This is a genomic window from Caulobacter sp. HMWF025, from assembly GCF_003060965.1.
Lineage (GTDB): Bacteria > Pseudomonadota > Alphaproteobacteria > Caulobacterales > Caulobacteraceae > Caulobacter.
In genome coordinates this window covers 6,746-20,834 of the sequence record NZ_QAII01000096.1, presented here as the reverse complement: position 1 = coordinate 20,834, position 14,089 = coordinate 6,746, and the positions used below count along the sequence as shown (strand labels likewise).

Genomic DNA, 14,089 nt, shown 5'->3' with positions numbered 1-14,089 from the left:
GATGGTGGTCTCCTCGTAGCCGATGTCGTTGAACAGGTCGCGCGCGGCGAGAAGAACCTTCTCGCGCGTCGCCAGTTTCTGATCGTCCCGTACGCCCAAGCCCGCCCCCCTCGAACACGCCTGCGTTTGTCAGATTGTCAGGGACGCCCCACCCCCGGGGCGCGACCCGATCAGGCGCGAGCGCCTGCGAAAATGACCTTCAGTTGTTCCGCAAGCCGCGCCAGCAGCGCGTCCGTCGTCCAGCCGTCGAAAACCGCGCGGCGGTAGTTGGCGACATACACGTCCCAGGTGATTTCGGCCAAGAGCTTTGCATCGATGCCGGACTTCAGCTGGCCCTGGTCGATGCCGCGCTGGGTGACTTCACCGATCAGGCGGAAGATGTGCTTGAGGTCGGTGCGCGAGCGACGCTCGGCGGCCTCGTTACGCGTCCACGAGACCGCGATGCTGGCGCGCAGCAGCGGCAGTTGCTCGAGATGGAAGCTGTAGGCGACGCCGAACAGGCCCAGCAGGGCCGCATCGACGGTCGTCGCCGAACGGGCGGCCTGAACCATCTGGGCGTAGATGACTTCATAGTCCGCCGTCAGGATCTCGTCGAACAGCTCGGACTTGTCGGCGAAGCTGGCGAACACGGCCCCGGTCGACATGCCGGCGGCCTGGGCGATATCGCGGATCGTCGCGCCCTCATAGCCCCGCTCGGTGAACAGGCGGCGGGCGGCTGCAAGGACCCGCTCGCGGGTGCGCTGCTTGGCCAGGGCCCGGCGCGTCACCTTCAGGGGCGACTCGGACGGGGACTCGATGTTCAGGGATACAAAGCTCATGCAGCGGCCTCCAGACGAGCGAGGGCGGCTTCAGCGCGTTTCTCGAACTCGTTACAATACTCATCGACGACGTTTTGCAGGACGTCGGCATAACGGCGCGCCAGCTGGCGGCCATCCTGCGCAGCGTCGCGCAGGTCCGTGATCAACTGGCGGACTTCCGCCATGGCGTCTTCGCGTTCGGACGCGGAGAACGCGGCGGCGTTGGCGTTTAGCGCCATGCTTTTTTCTCCTGCCTCCCCGCTAGGGATGAAGCGCTGAACGATCTGCGGTGAGGAGGGTGATCATGTTCAACGAACGCATACTTCGAAACTGGGGCGCGGGACATATCCGCCCCTGAAAGCGATTGCAAGACACAAAAATAACCGAAATCAACGAACATCGGCTGAGCCGTTATCTATGACAGCGTTTACCCTAAGTCTCTGCGACAAATGCACTCAACGAACCTGCTCGACGAACAGAATCGGCGACCTGAAGCGGATGGCCGAGGCAGGGGTCTGGTCTTCCGGGTCGCAAATCCCTATCTTCCGCCCATGGACACTCTGTTCGCTGTTCTCGTTCCCGCTGCCCTGCTGGCTGTTCTGTCAGCGCTCGGCTTTGGGCTTTTTGCCCTGTTTCGGGGCGGAGATTTCGGCCGCTCCTACTCCAACAGGCTGATGCGGCTGCGTGTGGTCCTGCAATTCATCGCGATCATCGTGCTGGTGGCCGCATTCTGGTGGCGCACGCGCTAGACTTCGATAACGCAGGTCCGCGACCCATGGTCACGCTCAACGCGATCTACACCCGCACCGGGGACGGCGGCTCCACCCGGCTGGCCACAGGAGCCCCGGTCAGCAAGGCTTCTCTACGGGTCGACGCCTATGGCGGGGTGGACGAAACCAACGCCTTCATCGGCGTGGCGCGACAACACACCGCAGCCGATCCACAGCTCGACGCCCTGCTGGAGCGCATCCAGAATGACCTGTTCGACCTCGGCGCCGACCTGGCGACGCCGGAACAGCATGAAAAGCCCGCCTGGGAACCCCTGCGAATCATCGAGAGCCAGGTTGACCGGCTGGAGGCCGAGATCGACCGGCTGAACGGCGAGCTGTCGGCCCTGACCTCTTTCGTGCTGCCGGCCGGCTCGCCCGCCTCGGCGGCGCTGCACGTGGCCCGCACGGTCTGCCGTCGCGCCGAGCGTTCGGTCGTGCTGCTGTCGCAGACCGAGGGCGAGATCGTCAGCCAGCCGGCCCTGAAATATCTCAACCGCCTCTCCGACCTGCTGTTCGTCGCCGCCCGCTGGGCCAATGACAAGGGTGCCGCCGACGTGCTGTGGAAGCCCGGCGCGACGCGATAGCGCCGGACAGGTCCGCCCTCACGAGATTTACGGGTTTAAATCGACCCGTCGCCAATGCTAGAAACCCGCCATGCAAAGAGCCGTCGAACATCGCATTGGCATCCAGGCCCCGGCCGAGCTGGTCTGGGAGATCGTCTCGGATTTTTCGAGCTGGGGCGACTGGAACCCGATCCATCCCCTGGCCGAGGGTCAGATGAAGATCGGCACGCCGCTGACCGTGCATCACGCCCTGCCCGGCGAGCCGGTCCGGGTGATCCAGCCCGTGGTCCAGGACTGGGTTCCGTACGAACAGCTCCACTGGCGTACCAGCCGCCTGGGCGGCTTTGTCACCGCCATCCGCTATCTTGAGATCGAGAACATGGGCCCGGCCAGCTCGACCTTCTCCAACGGCGAACTGTTCATGGGGCTTCTGGTCCGCTGGGTCAGCCGGGACGAGCGCCGGAAACTGCGCGCCGCCTTCACCCAGATGGGCGAAGCCCTGCGGGATCATGCCGAAACGGTCTGGGCCGCGCGTCAGGCCGGCGCCCCGGCAAGCCCATGATCGATGCGCTCTACAGCAGCCGGATCCTGACCCTGGTCGCCAACATTCCCCTGACCGGCCGCCTGGCCGTCCCGACGGGAACGTCGGAGAAATCCTCCAAGCTGTGTGGCAGCCGGATCATCGTCGATGTCGCCCTGTCCGACGGCCGCGTCAGCGACTTTGCCCAGGAGGTTTCGGCCTGCGCCCTGGGACAGGCATCGGCCGCTGTGCTGGGCGCACATGTGATCGGTGCCGATCTGGCGGAGATCGAGTTGGCGCGTGACGCCTTGCGAGCTATGCTGAAGGCGAACGGTCCGCCTCCTGCTGGCCGGTTTGCGGAGCTCGCCGTGCTGGAGCCGGTCAAGGACTATCCCGCCCGCCATGCCTCGACGCTTCTGGCGTTCGAGGCTGCGGTCGAGGCTGTCTCCCGGGCAACAGCCGCCTCGGAAACGCGAACTAGCAGCGTCGGCACCGCTTGATCCGGGCTTTTCGCAGGTGCGATAATGCTCAGGAATCAAGCGCTTCGCCGGCATGACCCTCTACGAACGCACCGTCGACCTCGGCCTCCGGGCCTACAAGTTGACGCTCTCGCCCCTCATCGGGCGTCAGTGCCGCTTTCTGCCGAGTTGTTCGGAGTACGCAGCGCAGGCGCTTAAGGATCACGGACCCGCCAAGGGGTCCTGGCTGGCGTTGCAACGGATTTGCCGCTGCAATCCGTTTGGAGGATCGGGCTACGACCCGCCTCCGCCGCGCGACCAGCCACGAAAGTGGATATGTAAAGAATGATCGACCTGATTTTCCCTGATGGCTCTTCCCGCCAGTATCCGGCCGGTTCGAGCGGCCGCGACGTCGCTGCGGCCATCTCCAAGTCGCTCGAAAAGAAGGCCCTGCTGATCAAGCTGGACGGCGTCCTGCTGGACCTTGACCGGCCGCTGACGGCCGACCTGCTGACCGGCGAGCGCCGGATCGAGATCATCACGCGCGATGCGCCCGATGCGCTTGAGGTGATCCGCCACGACACCGCCCACGTTCTGGCCCAGGCCGTCCAGGAGCTGTTCCCCGGCACCCAGGTGACGATCGGTCCGAACGTCGAGGACGGCTTCTATTACGACTTCGCCCGCGACGAGCCGTTCAGCCTCGACGATCTGCCGAAGATCGAGGAGCGGATGCGCCAGATCGTCGATCGCGACGAGAAGATCCGCCGCGAGGAAGTCGACCGCGACGCCGCCATCGCCGACTTCGAGGCCCTGGGCGAAGCCTACAAGGCCCAGATCATCCGGGATCTGCCGGTCAGTGACACGATCACCGTCTATCACCAGGGCGACAGCTGGAAGGACCTGTGCCGCGGGCCTCACCTGCCGTCGACCAAGGCGGTAGGCAAGGCGTTCAAACTGACCAAGCTGGCCGGGGCCTACTGGCGCGGCGACCAGAACAATGCCCAGCTGCAGCGCATCTACGGCACCTCCTGGGCGTCCGAGGCCGACCTCGCGGCCCATCTGCTGCGCATCGAGGAAGCCGAGAAGCGCGACCACCGCAAGCTGGGCCGGACCATGAACCTCTTCCACATCCAGGAAGAGGGAAAGGGCATGATCTTCTGGCACCCCAAGGGCTGGACGCTGTATCGCGCCCTTGAGGACTATATGCGCCGCCGTCTTGACGCGGCCGGCTACCAGGAGGTCAAGACCCCGCAGATCCTCGACCGCAGCCTTTGGGAGCGTTCGGGCCACGCCGAGAAGTTCGGCCATGCCATGTTCATGTGCGAAAGCGCTGAGGGCGAGGTCCTGGCCGTCAAGCCGATGAACTGCCCCGGCCACATCCAGATCTTCAATATCGGCCAGAAGAGCTACCGCGAACTGCCCCTGCGCATGGCCGAGTTCGGGGCCTGCCACCGCTACGAGCCCTCGGGTGCCATGCACGGCATCATGCGGGTGCGGGCCTTCACCCAGGACGACGCCCACATCTTCTGCCGCGAAGAACAGGTGACCGAGGAGAGCGCCCGCTTCATCGAGCTGTTGCGCAGCGTCTATAACGACCTCGGCATGCAGCTTCACGACGTGAAGTTCTCCACCCGTCCCGACCTGCGCGCCGGCACGGACGAGATCTGGGACAAGGCGGAACACGCCCTGGCGACCGCCGCGGAAGCGGCCGGCGAACGTCTGGTCGACCAGCCGGGCGAAGGGGCCTTCTATGGCCCGAAGCTGGAATTCTCACTGAAGGACGCCATCGGCCGGGTCTGGCAGTGCGGCACCCTGCAGCTGGACTTCGTGCTGCCGGAACGTCTGGACGCCGAATATGTGGCCGAGGACGGCTCCAAGAAGCGCCCGGTTATGCTTCACCGCGCCATTCTGGGCTCGTTTGAACGCTTCATCGGCATCCTTCTGGAGAATTTTGCGGGTCACCTGCCGCTTTGGCTGGCGCCGACCCAGGTTGTCGTGGCGACAATCACCTCCGACGCAGACGACTATGCGCGTCAGGTTGTTTCAAGGTTGACAGCTCTCGGCATACGCGCGGAGGTCGATCTTCGAAATGAGAAGATCAACTACAAGATTCGCGAGCACAGCCTCGCCAAGGTGCCGGTAATCGCCGTGGTCGGACGTAAGGAAGCTGAAACAGGTCACGTGGCCCTGCGCCGCCTCGGCGGCGAAGGCCAGAACATCCTGTCGCTGGACGAGGCGGTCAGGGTGCTGTCGGCTGAAGCGACCCCACCCGACCTGGCCCGTGCAAGGGGTCTGACCCCGACTGAACCCGAGGTCGCGCCGGCCTGATGAACAGCATTCTCCCGTCCTTCACGACCCTTGCCGCCGGGGCCCACCCGGCGCGTCCGAACATATCGGTCGTCATGGTCGTGTACCGGACGGGGAAGGCCCTGATCGAGAGCATCCGGCATGTGCTGGATGAGCCCCTGGTCGATGAATTCGTCATCATCGACAACGGCTCATTACCGCAGGATGCCGAGATGCTGCGGGCCCTGGGCCGGACCGAGCCGCGCGTGATCCTGGTACAGGGCCACGGCAATGTCGGCTTCGCGCGCGGAGCCAACAAGGGAGGGCGCGCTGCTCGCGGCGAACACATCATCTTCCTGAACCCGGATGCCAACCTGCAACCGGGCTGCATTGCCGCCCTGGTCACCGCCTTCCGTGGCCAGCCGACCCCGACGGTCGTCGGGGCCCGCGTGCTGAATGTGGACGGCAGCGAGCAGCGCGGCGGCCGCCGGGGCGAGGTGACTCCGGTCACCACCCTGCTGAGCTTTGGCCAGCTGACCCAGCGCTACCCGGGTCTGGCGGGGTTCGAAATCCATCGCGAACTTGAGCCCCTGCCCGAGACTCCGGTCCCGATGCCGACCATTTCGGGGGCCTGTTTCGCCCTGCGCCGCCGCGACTTCGAGGCGCTGGACGGCTTCGACGAAGGCTATTTCCTGCACGTCGAGGACATCGACCTGTGCTGGCGGGCCCGCCAGGCCGGCGGCCAGGTGATCTTCCAGCCCAAGGCCGAGGTCGTGCATCTGGGGCACACCAGCCTGGAACACCCCGTCAAGGTCGAGTTCCACAAGGGCGTGGGCCTGTCCCGCTACTTCATCAAGCGCGCCGACACCCTGCAACGCTATATCCTCGCCGTCTTGCTGGCCCCCGCCATCCTGCTGATGAGCATTTCGCGCCCGCTGCTCTGGAAGCTGACCGGCCGCCCGATCTAGACGCCGGCCTGACGGGTGGACCCCGGCCCGATCGCCCCTATATCTGGGACCCTAGCCGCACCTCCCGGATCCGCGCCCATGACCAAGCCCCTGAAGATCGACTTCGTCTCGGACGTCTCCTGCCCGTGGTGCATCATCGGTCTGGGTGGCCTGGAGACGGCGCTGGAGCGGGTCGGTGACCTGGTCGCGGCCGACATTCACTTCCAGCCGTTCGAGCTCAATCCGCACATGCCGCCGGAAGGCCAGAACATCGTCGAACACATCGCCGAGAAGTACGGGGCCAGTCCCGAGCAGTCGGCGGCCAATCGCCAGGCCATCCACGCCCGCGCGGCCGAGGTCGGCTTCACGATGAAGACCGGCGAGACCAGCCGGATCTACAACACGTTCGACGCCCACCGCCTGCTGCACTGGGCCGGGATCACCGGCGGCCAGACAGCCCTGAAGAAAGCCCTGTTCGAGACCTATTTCACCGACGGCCAAAGCCCTGCCGACCATGAGGTTCTGGTGGCCGCCGCCGAAAAGGCCGGACTGGACGGCGCCGAGGCGCGCGAGGTGCTGACCTCGGGTCGCTACACCAACGAGGTCCGCGCCGCCGAACGCGCCTGGCACGAAGCCGGGATCAGCTCGGTTCCGGCCGTGATCATCAATGACCGCTACCTGATCTCGGGCGGTCAGCCGGCGGACTACTTCGAAAAGGCCCTCCGGCAGATCGCCACCGAGGTCTGAGCGCCCTCAGACCACCTGGGTCGCGGTGCCGGCCACCATGTACCAGGTCAGCAACAGACCGCAGAGGACACTGGCAGCCACATAGCCGCCGGTCCGCCGCCAGGTGAAGATGCCGATCACCGCGATCAGGGCCGTCAGGGGCAGGAACTGGATGGCCACTACGGTCGACAGCGGATCAAAGGCGGTCGGCAGGGTCCCGGTCAGGAACAGCGCGCCGTAATCGAGGACGAGCAGCAGCAGGAAGCCGCCGCTCAGGGCCAGCACCGCCCCGGCATACTGCGCGGCCGTCGTCTCGCCCGCCACCGGCACCCGGGCCAGCAGGGTGCGCAGGGTGACACCGAAGGCCAGGGTGAAGGGCACCAGATAAACGAGGGACAGGCCGGCCTGGGCCGGGCTCAGACGCTTCAGCGCCACCACCCAGAACCGGAAGTCGACCAGGAACAGGCGATGCACCAGCTCCAGGGTGCCATAGACGGCCCCGACGCTGAGCAGACCGATCAGCAGGGACAGGCCGAGCTTGCGGGTGAACACCGGCTTCTCCCGCTTGCCGATGGCGCCCAGGGCCAGGGTCAGCAGCGCCCCCAGTACGGCCCAGGTCAGGACCTGGTTGGTGATGCCCTGCTTGAAAACGGGATTGGGCTTCAGGGCCAGCATGCCGAGGATGAACAGCGGGAAATAGGTCACGGCCGGCAGCAGGGCGGTCAGGGCGAGAGAGCCCCACCAGCCCCGGTCGCGACGCATCACCGACGGGGTCGGCGCGCTGCGCAGGCCGGCAAACAGCGGCACGGACAGCAACAGCTCGAAAGTTCCCAGTAGCAGCACGACGGACCCGATCAGGGCGATGCCGGTCCCGGCTTCCTTCCACATCCAGATCTGGTCACCGGCCGGACGCGGCGCGCCGCCCTTCAGCGTCCGGGCGAACCAGTCGAGGGCGTGGCCGATGGCGGCGGGCGAGATGTGGTCACCGGGATGGGTTGTGGCCGGGGTCTGCAGAACCCGCGCCGTACCGGCCTCAACGGAGCCATAGACCCGGCCCGGCTCGACCGCTGCCGTCGTGCCGAATACGGCCTGCAGCTTGCGGCTGGTGGTCACGTCCTGCGCCTTGTCGACGCCCCACATCAGCTTGGAGAACTCGTCATAGCGGCTGAACACCAGGGCCAGGTTGCGCGGCCAGGCCGGCGTGCCCTCGGCCGCGAACGGCGCGCCGGTCGACGAGCCTTCCAGCACCACCGAACGATAGGCGTCAGGCAGGGTCGCGGCAGCCGCCAGCACCGTCCAGCCGCCCATGCTGTGTCCCTCCAGCCCGATATTGTCGCGGTCGACAATCTTCAGGCTGCGCAGATAGGCGAGACCGTCCGGGCCGCCGAAGCCGTTGGAGAAGGCCGCCCCGCCGCTATAGCCGTGGCCGGTCTGGTCCATGGCCAGAACCACATAGCCGCGCCGGGCGAACTCGATGGCGAAGCCGCTCTGGGTCTCGCGGGAATTGATGTAGCCGTGCACGGCCAGCACACCCGGCGCCGGCGTGGCGGCGGTGGCATTGGGCGGGGTGTAGAGCAGGGCGCTCATCGGCGTGCCGTCCTTGCCGGCGAAGGTCACCTCGGTGACCCTGATCCCGCCCGCCGTCTGGACCTTCCAGGCCAGGGCACTGCCGCCGACCACCAGGATCAGACCCAACACGAACAACAGCCATGGCTTGCGCATGACATCCCCTCCCCCACGCCGGTCGTTCGCCAGCTTTGGGGCGAGCCTAGAGGAGACGCGGGGAAAGTCGAATCCGGTCCGACATCCAGCTTGTCATCCCGGAAGCCTCGAAGAGGCTGTCCGGGATGACAGCTTGAGTTTGCCTAGACCCGCGCCGCAGCCTTCTCGGCCGCCGCCCGGCGCGCGTCCATGTCAGCGCCGTACAGACGCTGGATCCGCTGCAGCACCTCAGCCGGGGCCGTCTCGGGCCGTCCGGCGTTGAAGGGCGGGGCCGGGGCATATTCGACGGCAAGCTGGATACCCTGGGCCACAGCCTCCCCCGCCACCTCGGCGGCGATGGTCAGGGCGAAGTCGATGCCCGCCGTCACGCCGCCACCGGTGAAGACATGGCCGTCGCGTACCACCCGGCCCGGATCCGGCTGCGCCCCGAACAGGGCCAGCTGGTCGCGCCACGCCCAGTGGCAGGCCGCCCGGCGGCCCTTCAGCAAGCCGGCCGCAGCCAGCACCAGCGAGCCGGTACAGACCGAACAGACATAGCGCGCGCCTGCGGCCAGGCGGCGGATCTGGTCGAGGAAGTCCGCATCGGCCATGGCCTCTGTGGTGCCGAAGCCGCCCGGCACGATCAGGATGTCGCATACAGGCAGGTCAGCCAGACGCGGCAGATGCGCGAAGACCAGGCCGTCCGCCTCGATCTCGCCGCCGTGCAGGCTGGCGACCGTGACTTTCGCGCCCGGAAGACGGCAGAGGATCTGGTGCGGTCCGGTGAAGTCCAGATGGGTGACGCCCGGAAACAGGGCAAAGACGATGTTCAGCGGTGCGGCCTGGGCCATGGCGATCTCTCCGGTTGACGCCCGAGCATCGCCCACCTAGCGTCTGGCGGAAATGACATAATTCCCTCGGATTCCGCCATGTCTCGCACGATCGGCTTTCTGGTCTATCCCGACTTCCAGATCCTCGACGCGACCGGCCCGGTCGCCGCCTTCGAGATCGCCGCCCGCTACTCACCCGGGGCCTACAGCCTGGTCTTCCTGTCGCGGGACGGCGGCATGGTCACCAGCTCGTCGGGCCTGGCCGTCGCCACCACCGCCCTAGCTGCCGCGCCGGCCCTCGACACCCTGCTGGTGGCGGGTGGCGACAGCGCCTGGACCGCCGCCCGATGCCCCGACATCCTGGCCTTTGTCCGTGACACGGCCAAGACGGCGCGCCGCGTCGCCAGCGTCTGTTCGGGCACCTATGTCCTGGCCGAGGCCGGTCTGCTGGACGGCCGGCGCGCCACCACCCACTGGAGCCGGACCCGCGACATCCAGAAGCGCTATCCGGCCATCCGGCTCGAGCCCGACCGGATCTTCGTCCAGGACGGCCCGATCTGGAGCTCGGCCGGCATCACCGCCGGCATCGACCTGTCCCTGGCCCTGATCGGGGCCGACGAGGGCGAGGCCGTGGCCCGCCGCACCGCCCAGCAACTGGTGGTCTATTACCGCCGCCCCGGCGGCCAGTCGCAGTTCTCGGCCCTGATCGACCTGAAGACCCAGCGGTTTGATACGCTTCTGGCCTGGGCCCGGGAGAACCTGTCGGAGGCCCTCTCGGTGGAACAGCTGGCCGAGAAGGCCGCGATGAGCCCGCGCAACTTTGCCCGGCTGTTCGCTGCCGAGACCGGCGTCACCCCGGCCAAGGCCGTCGAGCGTCTGCGCGTCGAGGCCGCCCGCGCCCTGCTGGACAGCCAGCCCCTGCAGGTCGAGGACGTCGCCCTGGAAACAGGGTTCGGCGATCCCGAACGCATGCGCCGGGCCTTCATCCGCGCCTTCGGCCAACCGCCGCAGGCCCTGCGTCGGGGCCGGAGTGCCGCGCCCGGCAGGAGCGCCTGACGCCTATCGGCCAGGCCGCTGACACGCAGACGCGCCGTCACGGTCCGTCCTTGTGGGTCTCAGGCTGCGACCGAGACCTTAGCACGCCGCCGGTGCCAGTCGTCGAAATGGACCTTGCCCAGCCAGAACAGCATGACCGGCAGCGGCGACAGGGCGACAACGTAGAGCAGGACCGAGCCCTGCAGGGCCTTGGGAAACACCTGCTGCTGGCCGAGGAAAAACGACCCCGAGGCGATGAACAGCGAAAAGCACATCCGCCACAGGTGCCGTGCCATCCGTGCGACATTGGACAGGCCCTTGCGCAGGAGCACATGCAACTCCCCGGCGGCCGCGAAGGCCCCGGCGATCGTAAACAGGAAGAAGGCCTGGGGCGGCGAGCCGTCGACCGTGCCGCTGGGGCTGGCCGCGCCCATCTGCATGAAGGTCACGCCGGCGGCGGTGATGGTGAGGGCCACGAGCAGACCGATGACCGCCTGCGCCCCGCTGTTCACGGTCCGCTGACGCGCCGCCAGGGTGCCGCTGATCAGCAGGTAGAGCGCCAGGACGCCGGCCACGAAGTTGGGTCGCTGCCCGGTGTGAAGGAACGGCGCGACGCCCGCGCCGATGGCATAGGCGGTAAACATCGCCAGAAAGAACACCGATCCCGCCTTGCGGTGGACGCTCTGCCCCTTGCGCGAGGCCAGGGCGACAACCCCGGTGACCATGCCGATCGCCCCGCCGGTGATGTGGGCCCACAGCAGGGCATTCGCCCCCAGATGCATCCAGGCCGGAGCACCGGGCCCAGCCTCGAGATTCTCTGCCAGCGCGACGGAAGGCAGCAGGGCAAAGGCGAAGGCGAGAGCGAACAGGGCGGATGAGACGGGAAACCGGTGTGTCATGCCCCCTTACTTGTTGATATCAGCGGCGGGCACCATGATCGCAGCTGTCGCACGCATGATCGTTCGTAACACCAGAGCCAATGCCGTTGTCGAACCTGACCACATCCGCAGGACTCGCCGTCGGCCTGATCGCCTTCGCTGTCCAGCAGGGCGCGGATCGCGCCGCACTTCTGGCCCGGGCCGGCCTGGTGCAGGCCGACCTCGACGACCATGACAGCCGCCTGCCGCTCGCGACCTATATGGCCCTGATGCGCGCGGCCCAGGATCTCTGCAAGGACCCGGCCCTGGCCCTGCATTTCGGCGAGGCTGTCGACCTGGCGGAGCTATCGATCGTCGGGCTGATCATGAACGCCTCGGCGACCATGGGCGACGCCTTCGCCCAGATGCAGCGCTTCGGCCGGCTGACGCTCGAGACCGAAGGGCTCAACGACGGGCCGCGCTTTACCCTGACCGTGCGCGACGGCCAGCTGTGGATGGTCGATCAGCGGGCTGATCCCGACGTCTTCCCCGAACTGACCGAAGGGGCCTTCGTCCGGCTGGTCTGCGGCCCGCGCCGCTTCCTGCCCGAGCCGCACGTCCTGGAGGTGCAGTTTACCCACCCGGCCCCGGCCTGGCGCGCCGAGCATGACCGGATTTTCCAGTGCCCGGTGACCTTCTCCAGCGGCTGGAACGCCCTGCGGCTCGATCCGCGCATCGTGACCTGGCCGGTGGCGCTGCAGCCGCGCTACGTGTTCGGTGTCCTGACCCAGCGGGCCGACGGCCTGCTGCAGGAGCTCGAGGACCAGAAGACCGTCCGCGGCCGGGTCGAGGCCGTGCTGCTGCCGCTGTTGCATACCGGCGAGGTCGGCGTTGAAGCCGTCGCCCGCGCCCTGGGTTTCAGCCGCCAGACCCTGTTCCGCAAGCTCAGGGCCGAGAGCATCACTTACAAGCAGGTCCTGGACGCCCTGCGCCACCGCATGGCGCTGCGCTACCTCACCGGGTCCAGGGCCTCGGTCAACGAGACCGCCTACCTCGTCGGCTTCTCCGAACCCGCCGCCTTCTCACGCGCCTTCAAGCGCTGGACCGGCAGAAGTCCCCGCGAGGTCCAGCTGGCGAGGTCGGGTTAAGCGCCCCGGACCGCCCTGCTCGGCCTGTCCGATCGCAATCCCTACAGGGCTCGGACCGGGATGAGCGGCCCGTCAGCCCGGCTCTCCCAAACCCTTGTGCGGCATTCTGTCGCAGGCCCTGGAAGCGGTCCGTTCAGCATGGCGGGCCTAGTCAGGCAATCGATTGGGTTGGGCAAGAACCATGCGAGCCATCCGAGGTCCGGACACCTTCAGAAGCGACCCCATCAGGCTTGCTTTGCTGGGTCATGCCCACCGCAACGCCAGGGCCACGATGGCGGTGCAGGCGGCCGCCGCGATCGCCGTCTGCGTCATTGCCCTGCCCGAAGAGCGTCCCTTCCGGATGGCCTGGCTGGCCGTCGTCGCCATGGTGCTGGCCCTGCGGCTGGTAGCCGACTGGAGTCTCGGCGGGGCCCTGCGCGGCCGCTTCATGGCCAACCAGCTTTCGCTGCTCGCCCATGGCCACAACCTCGGCCTGCTCCTGAGCGCCGGACTGTGGGCCCTGATCGCCTGTTTGCGGCTTCCCCACGACAGCATCAGCGCCCGTTATGTGCTGATTATCATCCTGTCCGGCCTGGCCGGCGGCGCCGTGGGCGTTCTCTCGCCGTTGAAATGGACCGGCCGGATCTACATCTCGCTGATCCTGCTGCCCGCCTCCCTGACCCTGATCCTGGTACATGGTGTAGATGCCACCCTGGGGATCCTGGGCCTGATTTTCTGGGTCGTGATGATGGTGGGCCACAACAACAACCACGCCCTGCTGATCGACTCCCTGCGCCTGCGCGACGAGAACCGCGAACTGCTGGAAGACATCGCCCGCCGCAATCACGAGACCCGCCGCCTGAACCAGGACCTGGAAACCCGGGTGCGGGCGCGCACGCTCGAACTCGAATGCATGACCCAGGAAGCCCAGGTGGCCAACCGCGCCAAGTCGCAGTTCCTGGCCACGGTCAGCCATGAGATGCGCACGCCGCTCAACGCCATTCTCGGCGAGGGCCAGCTCCTGGCGCGCGACACGCTGACCGAACCCCAGCGCGCGCATGTGATGGCCATCAAGACCGCCTCGCGCGCCATGCGGCAGCTGATCGACGATGTTCTCGACATCTCGCAGGTCGAGGCCGGCGCGCTGCAGGTGCGGCAGGCCGTCTTCTCGCTGGAAGACCTGATCGCCGAGGTCCGCCAGATCTATGGCCCCCGCGCCGCCGGCCGGGGCCTCGATCTGGTGCTCACGCTGCAGCCGGACCTTGCGCCGCTTCGGCGTGGCGACCAGGACCGGCTGCGCCAGATCATCGGCAACCTGATCGACAACGCCCTGAAATTCACCCGCGAGGGCAGCGTTACGGTCGAGATCGGCGGCGACGGCACGGGACTGGCGATCGCCGTGATCGATACGGGGATCGGCATCGCCGCAGCCGACCACGAGACGATCTTCCAGCGGTTCGCCCAGGTCGACA

16 protein-coding genes and 1 pseudogene are annotated in these 14,089 nt (G+C 67.2%); 11 read left to right on the top strand and 6 right to left on the bottom strand.

Translation table 11 applies throughout. The features are described 5' to 3' along the window. The 3 genes and pseudogenes from DBR10_RS10710 to DBR10_RS10700 form a co-directional block, all read right to left on the bottom strand. Positions 1 to 99: pseudogene (locus tag DBR10_RS10710) on the bottom strand (TetR/AcrR family transcriptional regulator); the annotation flags it as partial. A gap of 71 nt (positions 100 to 170) precedes the next feature. Further along, positions 171 to 818, bottom strand: coding sequence for a TetR/AcrR family transcriptional regulator (locus DBR10_RS10705; RefSeq protein ID WP_108506245.1), 648 nt, complete (start codon positions 816 to 818; stop codon positions 171 to 173). Next, positions 815 to 1,036: a hypothetical protein gene (locus DBR10_RS10700; RefSeq protein WP_108506244.1), complete on the bottom strand. Its 222-nt coding sequence runs from the start codon at positions 1,034 to 1,036 to the stop codon at positions 815 to 817. The genes DBR10_RS10705 and DBR10_RS10700 overlap by 4 nt, the downstream gene beginning before the upstream one ends. A gap of 312 nt (positions 1,037 to 1,348) precedes the next feature. On the opposite strand from DBR10_RS10700, the gene DBR10_RS10695 reads away from it, so the two are divergent. The 8 genes from DBR10_RS10695 (at position 1,349) to DBR10_RS10660 (ending at position 7,088) form a co-directional block, all read left to right on the top strand. Next, entirely contained in the window at positions 1,349 to 1,546 is a 198-nt protein-coding gene (locus DBR10_RS10695; RefSeq protein WP_108506243.1) for a twin transmembrane helix small protein, read from the top strand. A 26-nt stretch (positions 1,547 to 1,572) separates the two neighbouring features. Beyond that, positions 1,573 to 2,151: a cob(I)yrinic acid a,c-diamide adenosyltransferase gene (locus DBR10_RS10690; protein WP_108506242.1), complete on the top strand. Its 579-nt coding sequence runs from the start codon at positions 1,573 to 1,575 to the stop codon at positions 2,149 to 2,151. 70 nt (positions 2,152 to 2,221) lie between these two features. Beyond that, positions 2,222 to 2,692, top strand: coding sequence for an SRPBCC domain-containing protein (locus tag DBR10_RS10685; RefSeq protein WP_108490084.1), 471 nt, complete (start codon positions 2,222 to 2,224; stop codon positions 2,690 to 2,692). Beyond that, the gene (locus DBR10_RS10680; protein WP_108490085.1) at positions 2,689 to 3,150 is read left to right on the top strand and encodes an iron-sulfur cluster assembly scaffold protein; all 462 of its coding nucleotides are present in this window, start codon (positions 2,689 to 2,691) and stop codon (positions 3,148 to 3,150) included. Before DBR10_RS10685 ends, DBR10_RS10680 begins: the two co-directional genes overlap by 4 nt. Before the next feature lie 52 nt (positions 3,151 to 3,202). After that, positions 3,203 to 3,457, top strand: a complete 255-nt coding sequence (yidD, locus tag DBR10_RS10675; RefSeq protein WP_108506241.1) for a membrane protein insertion efficiency factor YidD — start codon at positions 3,203 to 3,205, stop codon at positions 3,455 to 3,457. Then, complete coding sequence (thrS, locus tag DBR10_RS10670) at positions 3,454 to 5,436, top strand: threonine--tRNA ligase (protein WP_108506240.1); 1,983 nt, start codon at positions 3,454 to 3,456, stop codon at positions 5,434 to 5,436. The genes yidD and thrS overlap by 4 nt, the downstream gene beginning before the upstream one ends. Further along, entirely contained in the window at positions 5,436 to 6,362 is a 927-nt protein-coding gene (locus DBR10_RS10665; RefSeq protein WP_108506239.1) for a glycosyltransferase family 2 protein, read from the top strand. The genes thrS and DBR10_RS10665 overlap by 1 nt, the downstream gene beginning before the upstream one ends. 78 nt (positions 6,363 to 6,440) lie before the next feature. Continuing rightward, positions 6,441 to 7,088, top strand: a complete 648-nt coding sequence (locus tag DBR10_RS10660) for a DsbA family oxidoreductase (RefSeq protein WP_108506238.1) — start codon at positions 6,441 to 6,443, stop codon at positions 7,086 to 7,088. A 6-nt stretch (positions 7,089 to 7,094) separates the two neighbouring features. Here the strand turns inward: DBR10_RS10660 and DBR10_RS10655 are convergent, their stop codons facing one another. Together DBR10_RS10655 and DBR10_RS10650 are read right to left on the bottom strand one after the other, a co-directional pair. Next, on the bottom strand, positions 7,095 to 8,789 hold the full coding sequence (locus tag DBR10_RS10655) for an alpha/beta hydrolase family protein (protein ID WP_199223662.1): 1,695 nt from the start codon (positions 8,787 to 8,789) through the stop codon (positions 7,095 to 7,097). A gap of 143 nt (positions 8,790 to 8,932) precedes the next feature. After that, entirely contained in the window at positions 8,933 to 9,619 is a 687-nt protein-coding gene (locus DBR10_RS10650) for a DJ-1/PfpI family protein (protein WP_108506237.1), read from the bottom strand. A gap of 78 nt (positions 9,620 to 9,697) precedes the next feature. Between DBR10_RS10650 and DBR10_RS10645 the strand changes: the two genes are divergently transcribed. Beyond that, positions 9,698 to 10,654 (top strand): GlxA family transcriptional regulator, encoded by a 957-nt coding sequence (locus DBR10_RS10645; protein ID WP_108506236.1) that lies wholly within the window; start codon positions 9,698 to 9,700, stop codon positions 10,652 to 10,654. Positions 10,655 to 10,713: 59 nt separating this feature from the next. Here DBR10_RS10645 and DBR10_RS10640 read toward each other — a convergent pair whose 3' ends face one another. Next, complete coding sequence (locus tag DBR10_RS10640) at positions 10,714 to 11,532, bottom strand: hypothetical protein (protein WP_108506235.1); 819 nt, start codon at positions 11,530 to 11,532, stop codon at positions 10,714 to 10,716. A gap of 86 nt (positions 11,533 to 11,618) precedes the next feature. On the opposite strand from DBR10_RS10640, the gene DBR10_RS10635 reads away from it, so the two are divergent. Both DBR10_RS10635 and DBR10_RS10630 read left to right on the top strand, forming a co-directional pair. Continuing rightward, positions 11,619 to 12,638 (top strand): AraC family transcriptional regulator, encoded by a 1,020-nt coding sequence (locus DBR10_RS10635; RefSeq protein WP_108506234.1) that lies wholly within the window; start codon positions 11,619 to 11,621, stop codon positions 12,636 to 12,638. Positions 12,639 to 12,819: 181 nt separating this feature from the next. Continuing rightward, positions 12,820 to 14,089: sensor histidine kinase (locus DBR10_RS10630; RefSeq protein ID WP_233243370.1), on the top strand; the 1,270-nt coding region annotated here is incomplete at its 3' end.